12 protein-coding genes are annotated in these 9,965 nt (G+C 64.4%); 3 read left to right on the forward strand and 9 right to left on the reverse strand.

What is annotated here, in order from left to right; all coding sequences use genetic code 11:
* Positions 1-24: 24 nt before the first annotated feature.
* On the reverse strand, positions 25-513 hold the full coding sequence (locus BerOc1_RS13320; protein ID WP_071546160.1) for a YchJ family protein: 489 nt from the start codon (positions 511-513) through the stop codon (positions 25-27).
* A gap of 103 nt (positions 514-616) precedes the next feature.
* On the opposite strand from BerOc1_RS13320, the gene arfB reads away from it, so the two are divergent.
* Complete coding sequence (arfB, locus tag BerOc1_RS13325) at positions 617-1,045, forward strand: alternative ribosome rescue aminoacyl-tRNA hydrolase ArfB (RefSeq protein WP_071546161.1); 429 nt, start codon at positions 617-619, stop codon at positions 1,043-1,045.
* Here arfB and BerOc1_RS13330 read toward each other — a convergent pair.
* From BerOc1_RS13330 to BerOc1_RS13355, 6 genes are all read right to left on the reverse strand, one after another.
* A complete protein-coding gene (locus tag BerOc1_RS13330) occupies positions 1,042-2,034 on the reverse strand; it encodes a glycosyltransferase family protein (protein ID WP_071546162.1) in 993 nt (330 codons plus the stop codon). The two genes, arfB and BerOc1_RS13330, sit on opposite strands and share 4 nt — an antisense overlap.
* The gene (locus BerOc1_RS13335; protein WP_071546163.1) at positions 2,031-3,242 is read right to left on the reverse strand and encodes a methyltransferase domain-containing protein; all 1,212 of its coding nucleotides are present in this window, start codon (positions 3,240-3,242) and stop codon (positions 2,031-2,033) included. Before BerOc1_RS13335 ends, BerOc1_RS13330 begins: the two co-directional genes overlap by 4 nt.
* A 279-nt stretch (positions 3,243-3,521) precedes the next feature.
* Positions 3,522-3,935, reverse strand: coding sequence for an ASCH domain-containing protein (locus tag BerOc1_RS13340; RefSeq protein WP_071547121.1), 414 nt, complete (start codon positions 3,933-3,935; stop codon positions 3,522-3,524).
* A 121-nt stretch (positions 3,936-4,056) separates the two neighbouring features.
* The gene (locus BerOc1_RS13345; protein WP_071546164.1) at positions 4,057-4,671 is read right to left on the reverse strand and encodes a 3'-5' exonuclease; all 615 of its coding nucleotides are present in this window, start codon (positions 4,669-4,671) and stop codon (positions 4,057-4,059) included.
* Positions 4,672-4,932: 261 nt separating this feature from the next.
* On the reverse strand, positions 4,933-5,613 hold the full coding sequence (locus BerOc1_RS13350) for a hypothetical protein (RefSeq protein WP_071546165.1): 681 nt from the start codon (positions 5,611-5,613) through the stop codon (positions 4,933-4,935).
* Positions 5,614-5,630: 17 nt separating this feature from the next.
* Positions 5,631-6,377, reverse strand: a complete 747-nt coding sequence (locus tag BerOc1_RS13355) for a hypothetical protein (RefSeq protein WP_071546166.1) — start codon at positions 6,375-6,377, stop codon at positions 5,631-5,633.
* 120 nt (positions 6,378-6,497) lie between these two features.
* Here BerOc1_RS13355 and lgt point away from each other — a divergent pair, with 120 nt between their 5' ends.
* On the forward strand, positions 6,498-7,280 hold the full coding sequence (lgt, locus tag BerOc1_RS13360; protein ID WP_071546167.1) for a prolipoprotein diacylglyceryl transferase: 783 nt from the start codon (positions 6,498-6,500) through the stop codon (positions 7,278-7,280).
* On the opposite strand, the gene BerOc1_RS13365 is transcribed toward lgt, so the two are convergent.
* Both BerOc1_RS13365 and BerOc1_RS13370 read right to left on the reverse strand, forming a co-directional pair.
* Positions 7,272-8,057, reverse strand: a complete 786-nt coding sequence (locus tag BerOc1_RS13365) for a glutaminyl-peptide cyclotransferase (protein ID WP_071546168.1) — start codon at positions 8,055-8,057, stop codon at positions 7,272-7,274. The two genes, lgt and BerOc1_RS13365, sit on opposite strands and share 9 nt — an antisense overlap.
* Before the next feature lie 121 nt (positions 8,058-8,178).
* Positions 8,179-8,811, reverse strand: a complete 633-nt coding sequence (locus BerOc1_RS13370) for a TetR/AcrR family transcriptional regulator (protein WP_071546169.1) — start codon at positions 8,809-8,811, stop codon at positions 8,179-8,181.
* Between the two features lie 146 nt (positions 8,812-8,957).
* Between BerOc1_RS13370 and ispH the strand changes: the two genes are divergently transcribed.
* On the forward strand, positions 8,958-9,806 hold the full coding sequence (gene ispH, locus BerOc1_RS13375) for a 4-hydroxy-3-methylbut-2-enyl diphosphate reductase (protein ID WP_071546170.1): 849 nt from the start codon (positions 8,958-8,960) through the stop codon (positions 9,804-9,806).
* Positions 9,807-9,965 lie beyond the last annotated feature (159 nt).

Raw genomic sequence — 9,965 nt, forward strand, 5'->3', positions numbered from 1 at the left:
TCCCCTTCCCCCGGCCGCGGCGCGCTAGCGCCCGCAGCACTTCTTGTATTTCTTGCCCGAGCCGCAGGGGCAGGGTTCGTTGCGGCCGATTTTGGGTTCCTTGCGGATGGGCGGCCCGGCGACCATCTGGCCGTCCACGTAGAGCCATTTGCCGTCCAGGAAATGGAACCGGCTGCGCTCGCGGTGGTCCTGCTCCTCGCCGTCGATGGCGTACTTGGCGGAGAACTCCACGATGCCCGCCTCGTCGCCTTCCTGGCCGGCCCAGGTGTCGTGGATGGTCAATCCCAGCCACTCGGCGGATTCGGCCCACTGGCGCACGGACGCGTCGTCGTGGTCCTTGAGGGCCTCGGGCGCGAGGGTGGCCTTGAGATAGTCGAGCTCCTTGAGCACGTAGGCGGTGTAGCGGGAGCGCATGAGCGCTTCGGCGGTGGGCGCCTGGGCTTCGCCGGAGATATAGGGGGAGCAGCACTTGGACAGTTCCAGGCCGGACCCGCAGGGGCATTGGTTGGACATGGGTTACCTCGCTTGGTTTTGGTCAGCGGATTGTAGAGAAAACCGCCCGGCTGTCAATGAGTAAGCGCTTGCCCCGCGCGGCCCGGCGTGGCACCCTGCGTCCATGCTGCGCATCACCGAAACCGTTTTTATTCCCTGGGCCGAATTGAGCTTCACCGCCTGCCGCAGTTCCGGGCCCGGCGGCCAGCACGTCAACACCGCGGACACGCGGGTGACGCTGCTGTTCGACGTGGAGAACTCACCGAGCCTGACCCAGCTGCAAAAGGTCGCCATCAAGGGGAAACTCCGGCGGCGCATGGACAAGCACGGCGTGCTCCAGGTGACCAGCCAGAAGTTCCGCAGCCAGAAGACCAACAAGGACTCGGCCGTGGAGCGGTTCGTGGAGCTGATGCAGTGGGCGCTCAAGCCGGTGGTCCCGCGCAAGGAGACCCGCGTGCCCAAGTCGGCCAAGCGCAAGCGGCTGGAGCGCAAGAAGCGCACGGCCCGGCGCAAGCAGGACCGCAGGCCGCCCGACGTCAGCGGGGAGTACTAGCCCTTATTCAGCGCGGCCCTGAGGTAGCGCTCGCCCAATCCCATATCCGCATAGGCTTCGGCCAGGTGCAGGTAGATCACCTTGAGATACTTGGCGTGGATGGACTTCGCATCCTTGAGCCGACGTTGCACTGTTTCGGGCTCGATGGCGCCCATGGCCGCGAGCAGGGCGGCGGCGCGGTGGTACGCCCGGTGATGGGCCTCGATCTCGGCGTTGCCCGCCCGTGCGATGCGTTCGCGCCGCTCGGGGGCGGCCAGCAGGCCGCAGACGATGCGCACCAGTTCGTCCATGTCGTCGGGCGGGTAGGTGACCAGGTGCTCGCCGTCGGTGAACAGCTTTGATTGGCCATGGCCGATGGCGGGCGTGACCAGGCAGGCGCCGCAGGCCAGGGCCTCGAAGACCCGGAAGTTGAGGTCGCCGCGCTCGGCGATGTTCAGGACCAGGCGAGCCCTGGGGAAGAGCTCGCCGAACTCTCCCCTGGTCACATGGAGGTTGGGCAGCCGGGCCTTGAGCTCCTTGAGGAATTCGTAGCGCACGGGCGTGGTCTCGCGGTCGACGTTGCCCGCGAAGAGCAGGTCCCATTCCTTGGCCGGGGGGACTTCCGGCGGCCGCACCTCGCGCAGGGGGTAGGGCGGCAGCCAGAGAACCTGCTCGCCCGTCAGCCGCTGGCGGAAGCGGGGCATGTGGTCGCGCAGGGACACGGCGGCCAGGTCGAAGGCCTGGGCGTACATGGGGTACCACGAATGGATGTGCGAATCGATGGCGTAGAAGGCCGTGGCGCAGGGATAGGACTCCACGCCGATCAGCGGCGGGGGGATGGAGCGGTCCGCGTAGAGGACGATGTCCGGCTCGCCTGCGCAGCGCTCGACGATGTCCTCCCAGGTCAGGACCTCGGGACCGGCCAGCGGGATGTTGACGATCTCGAACCCCGTGTCCCGGGTGTGCTGCGGCCGGAAGTAGTAGCCGCCGATCCAGGCGATCCGCTTCACCGGCCGGGCTCCTTGCGGGCCATGTGCAGGATGCGCCTGGGGCCGATGCACGACTGCGTGCGGTGGGACGGGATGTTGCGCATGAGCTTGAACCCCTGGCGCGTGGCCTCGGCGATGATCACCGGCAGCTGGCTCTCGCCCACTTCCAGGATGCACTCGTTGCAGTGGGCGAACATGATCTCGGTGGTCAGCTCGAACTTGCCCGTGCGGTGCAGGACGTTCAGGGCCAGGATGATGTCGTAGCGCTGGTTCAGCGGGGTGGTGATGTCGTAGACCATGAAGTGGCAGCCAGACCCCTTGGCCCCGGCCAGGTAATTGGCCAGGTCCACGGCCCCCTGGTCCATGTCCAGTCCCACCCCGGCGGCCCCCATCTCCTCGGCCTTGAAGGTGTAGTAGCCGTGCATGCAGCCGTAGTCGCACAGGGTCTTGCCCCGGAATTCCACGCCGAGCTTGAGGATGTTTCGCCAGGCCAGGCCGGACTGGGTGAAGCCGGGCACGAGCACGCGGCCCCGGTACTCGATGGTCTGGTAGAAGGGGTTGAATGAGTCGGCCTCGGCTATGGCCTTGAAGACCTCGCGGTCTTCCTCGGGCACGCCCGGATGGACCGCGTCGCGGTTGGCCTCGGCCCAACGGACGATGTCGTCAGAGTCCCGGATCTCTTCGTAGCCCTCCAGCACTGGTTCGAGAATCTCGCAGAACGGCGTGTTGGCCGGGAGCGGTTTGCCCGCCTTGACCGCCTCCTTGGTCTGGCGCACCCGGCGCAGGGCGAACCGCTGCAGACGGACGTCCCGGTCCGGATTGAGGTAGAAGGCGCGGACGATGCTGAAGGGCGAATAGATGTCGTCCAGGGCGTCCAGGAAGGCCTGGTGAATGTGCGGGTGGCTGATGCGGCACCCTTCGAAGACGATGTCGCGGTAGCGTCGGGCGCGCAGCTGGGGCAGGAATATCTCCTTGAAATCGCGGTAGGTCCCCGGATGACGGACGGTCTCGATGTCCCCGCCGTATCGTTCGGCCACCTGATGGGTGAAGGCGTCCAGGCGCATGAGGTCGTAGCCCATTTCGTCGGCCAGCTTCCGGGCGGCGTGGCTCTTGCCCGCGGCGGGCGGGCCCGCAATGAGCACGACCTTGGGGCTGAAGCGGTAGATCCGTTCCGTGGCGGCCTGCTCGCCGGTCTTGGCGGCGGTTTTGGGAGTGCACTGCTCTTTCATGGATAAGTCCAATGTATTCTAAGCGTTGAAAGCCGCATCAAAGAGCGGCCCGTCAGAAAAACAGCGAGCAAAAGGCATGAATTGCCCGTCAGCGGGGAAATTGCACGATATATGCCAAGCCTCGCGTCGAAGGGCTGGACTCATTATTCGAGCCGGAAGATGGCTGTCGCGGCGAGGCATGGCGCTCCGCCAGGGCGGCGGAGCTTGGAGTTCAGACCGCCTTGGGTGCGGCCGATACGAGAGGCGAGTCCCCTGGCAGGCTGGCGGCGGCCCTTGCTCTCAGCCCAGATCCTCAATGAGAATGAACCGTTCCCAGACGATTTGCATACCCGGGGAAAACCCGCCATTCCGCTCAAAGTATTCGCGATGTCCCGCGCGCCAACCCTTAAGGCTGTCGTCCTCGCCTTCGGCCAAGGCCATTGCTTCCGTCACCTCATCGAACCGGCACTGAATCAACTCGACCGTCTCGATGACAAGGGCCGGCGTGCCGTCCCAGTTCAGCGCGATATCCCGCCGCCCGATCGCCGGCATGGGTTCGCCGTTTTGATAGTCCCGCAACGCGCCGCAGGTCGCCACTTTCTTTCCGGAGCGCACCAGGGAAAGGAGCGCACTGCATAAAGCGGCGCTATCGCCGAACTTGAACGTTTCAGCCGTGGGGTAGCGCAATTTCAGCGCCTTGAGTTCCTCAAGCATGTGCGCGCCTTCCCTCCACGCCCCGGGTCTCGCAGGGGGTTGCATGTCCCGGACCCGGATTGAAGGCCACATGGGCTCAAAGCCGGTATCCGAGTCCATCCTCAGTTTATGGATTCTGATCCTAGGTCAGGCCGAGTTCTTCCAGGGCCAGGTACAGCTCGCGGCTGATCCAGGCGTCGGTGGCGGCGTAGAGGACCTGTTGCCGGGTGAGCTTGTCCTTGGCCCAGTTGGAGCACTGGGCGGACTTGGAGATGCGGAAGCCGAGCAGGTTGGCGGCCATGTTGCGCAGGCCGTGGGTCTGGAGGTTGTACTTGGCCGTGATGTCGGACAGGTCCACGAAGCCGCTGGGCTTGAACCGGGAGTGCTTCTGCAGGCCGAGGATGTCGTCGCGCACGGCCACGCCGGTCTTGAGGATGCGCCGGTTGGCCAGGATGTCGCAGACTCCCTTGTCCAGGGGCAGCACGCCCAGCTGGAAGACATAGGCGCAGTCGGCGGTGGCCAGTTGGAGCAGGGACGGCGGGCCGGGCTTCTTGCCCTTCTTGAACACGGGGCGGGTCTCGGTGTCGAAGCCGAGCAGAGAGGAGTCGCGCATGCCTTCCAACGCTTGTTCAAGGTCGGACTTGCTGCGGACAACGACGACTTCCCCCTCGTAGTGGCGAAGGGGCATCTCGTTGATCTCTTCCTTGGTGAAGGCCCGGAGGTACTGTTGCGGGATGTCGAGGCTGTCCGTGGTCATTAATGTGCTTGGGTGCGTTAATGTTTGAGGGATCGTTGTACATTCCCGCAACTTCGTCAAGCACAAGGTGAAGGACCGGGGACATTCCCTGTAAAACGCCTTGGCTCGACGGTTCGATTACCGCAACCACCGTCATCCGTGCAGGAATTTTGTCCGGCATGGAACCGTCGGCCATCAAGCGCGAGCCGGGGCGGAGGGGATATCCACCTCCGCCCCGGCGTCAAACCGAGGGCTGTTGTTCGCCGTCCTTGAAGGGGGCGCTTAATCGAACCAACTGCTCGAGCCTCCGCTTTCGAACTGGCCGCGTGAGCAGGGGGCGCTGTTGTAGCGCCACCAGTAGGACCCGTTGCACGCTTCGAGGGACGGGACCGTTCCGTTGCGGCTGTTGTACCGCAATACGTTCTGCACGAATTGCTGCTGGGTCTCCTTCTCGATGGCGTCTATGGCGTCCGAGAGTTTGACCGTACCGTTCTGAACCCCGGGCAGGACCCTGGCCATCTCGGCGGTGATCATCCGCTGGGAGGGGTTGGCGTCCAGGAAGGCGTCAAAGGCCTTGAGCGTGGCTTCCTTGTCGCCCTTGCGCCCCTGGGCCAGGGCGATGAATAGGGCGGCGTCCCAGATCTTGTCCCTTCTGCCCTGTGCTTCGGTCAGGGTCTTGATGCACAGGTCGTACTCCCCGGCGAAATACAGGGCGATGCCCGCCTTGTCCATGGAGGACTGGAATTTCATGATCCTGCCCACTGGGTCCTGCCCCAGGGCCTCGGCGTAGCCCTGGGCCGAGGCCTTGAAGTATTCCATGGCCTTTTCGTTGTTGCGGGTGACGTACATGCGCCAGGCTCGCTGGAAGTTGCGGTCGCCGGTGTTGACCGCGTCCGCCATGACGGGCAGGGCCATGGCCGCCACGAGCAGGGCGGCGATTGTTATTGTCAGTGATTTACGCATGATAAAAACCTCCTTGTTCAGGACATGTAGGTCCTGGCTATACGGAAGATGTCGTCATAGGCGGCCTTGGAGCGGATGGCCAGGGCCATCTCCAGGGCCATGTCCATCTTGCGGCCGGTCTCGACCATGACCCGGTCCCGAATGGATTCCAGGTGATTGGCCAGGAAGTCGGCTTCGAAGTTGTCTATGGCCAGGGATACGCCTTCGGAAAAAAACCGCGAGCCGAGATGCGGAATGAAGCGGTCCAGATTCTGCCGCCCCTCGCGGCGGGCGTACATGACGAAAAAGAGCAGCTTGACCAGCAGTCGGTCGGCCTTGATCTTGTGGTCCACCGAAAGCAGGATGTCCAGGTCCACGCCCCGGGGCTTGAGCGCGTCGAACATGGCCGTGGCCATGTCGAAGGCGCGGTCCTCGGTCATCAGCGGATGGGCGAACTTGGAGTCCATGCGCACCAGGGTGACGCGCGGGTTCTCGCCCGAGGCGATGGCGTAGATGGCCAGCCGCATGAGGTCGATCTTGGTTCGGTAGTCGTCGATCAGGATGTCCCGCTTGGTCTGGGCCAGACGCCGCACCAGCGGGATGTCCAGGGCGGAGAAGACCGTCTCGAGCAGATGCAGGATGTACGGCTCCGAGGCGGTCGCGATCTCCTCGTCCAGGATGTCGCGGCCCTTGCGCGCGTCCATGATCTTCTTGATGGACAGCCAATAGGCGGCCAGCCCCTCTACGGGCATCTCCAATATATCGAGTTCCTGTGGCTTCTGCATGACGTTCCGCTTTGGGGCTTGACGGGGTGGCGATAAAAAAGACACCCTGTTCGTTGTCTTCAGTATATCCGTTTTTTTGACGAAAACAAACACAGTCCTTGCCGAGGGGGCCCCTTCTCCATGCTCACGTATCCCCAATTCGACCCGGTCATGATCTCCCTGGGCCCGCTGCAGTTGCGCTGGTACGGCATGATGTACGTCTTCGGCATCCTGTCCGGCTGGCTGCTGGGCCGCTACCGGGCCGCCAAGCCGTGGAACAAGATGACGCCCAAACTCATGGACGACTTCATTACCTGGGCCATCCTCGGCGTGGTCCTGGGCGGGCGCATCGGCTACGTCCTGTTCTACAACCCGTCCTTTTACCTGGCCGAGCCGCTCAAGATATTCGCGGTCTGGGAGGGCGGCATGTCCTTCCACGGCGGCTGCCTCGGCGTGCTGGCCGCCTGCTGGCTGTTCGGCCGGACCCACGGCATGACCTTCCCCGAGGTGGGCGATTTCGTCTCCCCCCTGGTCCCGCCCGGCCTCTTCTTCGGGCGCATCGGCAACTTCATCAACGGCGAGCTGTGGGGCCGGTACACGGACCTGCCCTGGGCCATGCCGTTCCCTGGCGCGGGCGGCCTGCCGCGCCATCCCTCGCAGCTCTACGAGGCCGCACTCGAGGGCGCGCTCCTGTTCGTCATCGTCTGGGTCTATTCGGCCAAGCCCAGGCCCAAGGGGTGCGTGGGCGCGCTCTTCCTGCTCGGCTACGGCGTGTTCCGTTTCCTGGTGGAGTTCGCCCGCGAGCCCGATAGCCAGCTCGGCTTTGTGGCCCTGCATTGGATGTCCATGGGCCAGGTGCTCTGTCTGCCCATGATTCTGTTCGGCGCGGGTTGGTTGATTTGGGCCTATCGCAAGTCAGCGTAATTTCGGAACTTCGATTTCAAACAGCTGGTCCCAGTGCTTGCCGGTGACGTATAGCCGGTTCCGGGCGGCGTCATAGGCGATGCCGTTGGCCACCCCGCAGGCCCGGCCCAGGCGCTCGCGCAGGGGCAGGAGGTCGAGCCATGCGCGGACCGTGCCGTCGCCCATGTCGATGATCGCCACGCGGTCCGCCTTCCAGATGTTGGCATAGAGCCATTTCCCCACGAATTCCAGCTCGTTGAGCATGGGCACCGGGCACCCCTCGTCGGTCACCGGCAACTCGCCGGTCTTGGCGAAAGTCTTGGCGTCGTGCCATTCCAGCCGGGAACCGCCCGTGGACATGACGAACCGTTCTCCGTCATAGGCCAGCCCCCAGCCCTGGGTGGCGGAGGCGGTGGCCCGGTAGGCGAAGGGATGCACCGGCCTCAGTTCCTCGAGGGTGTAGACCTGACCGATGCCTGATTTCCAGGTGAGCATGCGCAGAGTGTCGCCCCGGGGCGCGATGCCCTCGGCGAACAGCTCGGGCGCGACCGGTTCGGTCTTCAGATGGCGGCCCGTGGCGGGCTCCACCATGGCCAGAAACGAGCGGCCGTAGCCGCCCGAGGATTCGTAGAACACGCCGTTGTGAAAGAAGAGGCCCTGGGTGGAGGTGCCCGGGTCGTGGGGATGGGCCGAGATCACCTTGCAGCGGATGACCGGGGCCTGCGCCCCGGCTGGCGCGGGCCAGGCGAGCACGGCCAGGAGCGGGAGCAGAAAAAGAACGGATCTGAACGGGTGCATGGACGTTCCTTGAAAAAAGGCGGAGCGGGCCGGGACATCCGGGGATGCCGCGCCCCGCTCCGGGAGGAAGGGTGCGGCGGACCTGCGGATTGCTTGGGAGGGTGTCCGGCCGCCGTACGCCTTACGCGCGTTTTTTAACCGAATTGATGCCGCCCAGGGCGAAGTGGAACACGTGGTCCACGAAATCCTGCACGTCAAGACCGAGATTGGGCCGGTGCGGGGTGAGCCGGTCCAGGATGGGCTGGGTCAGCAGGTGGTCCAGCATCAGCGCCCAGATGTTCGAACTGCAGTAGGCCAGGGTCTGGTCCGGCGCGCCCGGGCCCAGGAGCAGGGTCAGGATGTCGCGCAGCTCGTTGGCGCGCGGCTGGACCTGGTGCTGGACGATGAGGTCCAGATTGTGGCTCGGCTTGGCCATTTCGCGCAGGAAGATGGCCCATTTCTGGGCGATCTGCCCGGTGCTCTGGGTGTAGATCTCCTCGGCCAGCCCCCTGACGAACCGGTGCAGCCGCTCCTCGGCGGGCAGGTTGTGGTCCTCGTCGGATATCCACTCCTCGCCCTTGGGGAAAATTTCCTCGAGCACGGCCGCGTACAGGCCGTCCTTGCTGCCGTAGTGGTAGTTCACCGCCGCCACGTTGGCCTTGGCCAGACCGCAGATGTCCCGCACCGTGGCCGAGTCGAAGCCCTTGTCCGCGAAAACCTCCATGGCGGCGAGCAAAAGGGCTTTTTTGGTGTTGACGTCCGGGGATTCGTTCATAATTAATAGCCTGCGGGCGCGAAAAACGCCGTCTGAATTGCTTGAAACATATGTTTGACGAATCCTATATCCCCGAGAGGTGTCGGCAAGTCAAGGGTTTTCCCTGGACCGGCGGTTCACGGTGGACCATGCAAGGAGCGCAGTCAGTGGAAGTCATTTTAGCCGAAACCGCCGGGTTCTGCATGGGTGTGGATATGGCCCTGACCAAGCTCGACCACCTGGTCGGCGAGCCGGACGGTCATCCCATCTATATCCTCGGGCCGATCATCCATAATCCCCAGGTCCTCAAGCGCTATGCCGAAAAGGGCGTGGTCATGGTCCACGACCCCGCCGAGGTCCCGGCCGGGGCGCACGTGGTCATCCGCGCCCACGGCATCACCCGGCAGGTCGAGGAGTCCCTGCGCGCGCGCAACGTCCTGATCAAGGACGCCACCTGTCCCCGGGTCAAGAAGGCCCAGCTGCTCATCGAGCGCAACACCGCCGACGGCGGCGAGCTGCTCCTCTACGGCGAGGCCGACCACCCCGAGGTGGCCGGGCTGGTCAGCTATGCCCAGGGCGGCCATTTCGTGTTCGGCTCGTCCGAGGAACTGGCCGGGCACGCGCTCACCCCGGGCAAACGCTATGTCCTGGCCGCCCAGACCACCCAGGACCGGGTCCAGTTCGAGTCCATCGCAAAGGATTTGGCCGGGCGCGGCGACATCGAGGTGGCTGTGCTCGAAACCATCTGCGACGCCACCAAACTGCGCCAGACCGAGGCCCGGGACCTGGCCCAAAACGTGGATTTCATGGTCGTGGTCGGCGGCTACAACAGCGGCAATACCCGCCGCCTCGCCCAGGTCGTGTCCGAACAGGGCACGCCCTGCAAACACGTCGAAACCGTGGACGAACTGCCGCTGGACGAACTCGCCCGGTACAAACGCATCGGCGTCACCGCCGGGGCCTCCACCCCCCGCCTGCTCATCGACGAGGTCCTCGCCGGCCTCGAATCGCTGTAGGGGGAGATGATGCCTCCGGCGGCCGGGGGAAGGGGAAGGAAAACCCTTTGAAAAGGGCTTTTCCTTCCCCTTCCCCCAGACCCCCATCCCCATATTTTCCTAAACTTTTTGGGCGCTTCGCGGAGGAGGTAGGGGACGGAAAAGATATCTGTCTTCGTT

The organism is Pseudodesulfovibrio hydrargyri (genome assembly GCF_001874525.1).
GTDB classification, from domain to species: Bacteria; Desulfobacterota; Desulfovibrionia; order Desulfovibrionales; family Desulfovibrionaceae; genus Pseudodesulfovibrio; species Pseudodesulfovibrio hydrargyri.

Coding starts and splice junctions, on each gene's coding strand:
- arfB (WP_071546161.1), top strand. CDS start 617: ATGCTGCGCATCACCGAAACCGTTTTTATTCCCTGGGCCGAATTGAGC.
- BerOc1_RS13350 (WP_071546165.1), bottom strand. CDS start 5,613: ATGCGTAAATCACTGACAATAACAATCGCCGCCCTGCTCGTGGCGGCC.
- BerOc1_RS13355 (WP_071546166.1), bottom strand. CDS start 6,377: ATGCAGAAGCCACAGGAACTCGATATATTGGAGATGCCCGTAGAGGGG.
- BerOc1_RS13365 (WP_071546168.1), bottom strand. CDS start 8,057: ATGCACCCGTTCAGATCCGTTCTTTTTCTGCTCCCGCTCCTGGCCGTG.
- BerOc1_RS13335 (WP_071546163.1), bottom strand. CDS start 3,242: ATGAAAGAGCAGTGCACTCCCAAAACCGCCGCCAAGACCGGCGAGCAG.
- BerOc1_RS13370 (WP_071546169.1), bottom strand. CDS start 8,811: ATGAACGAATCCCCGGACGTCAACACCAAAAAAGCCCTTTTGCTCGCC.
- BerOc1_RS13345 (WP_071546164.1), bottom strand. CDS start 4,671: ATGACCACGGACAGCCTCGACATCCCGCAACAGTACCTCCGGGCCTTC.
- lgt (WP_071546167.1), top strand. CDS start 6,498: ATGCTCACGTATCCCCAATTCGACCCGGTCATGATCTCCCTGGGCCCG.
- BerOc1_RS13340 (WP_071547121.1), bottom strand. CDS start 3,935: ATGCTTGAGGAACTCAAGGCGCTGAAATTGCGCTACCCCACGGCTGAA.
- BerOc1_RS13320 (WP_071546160.1), bottom strand. CDS start 513: ATGTCCAACCAATGCCCCTGCGGGTCCGGCCTGGAACTGTCCAAGTGC.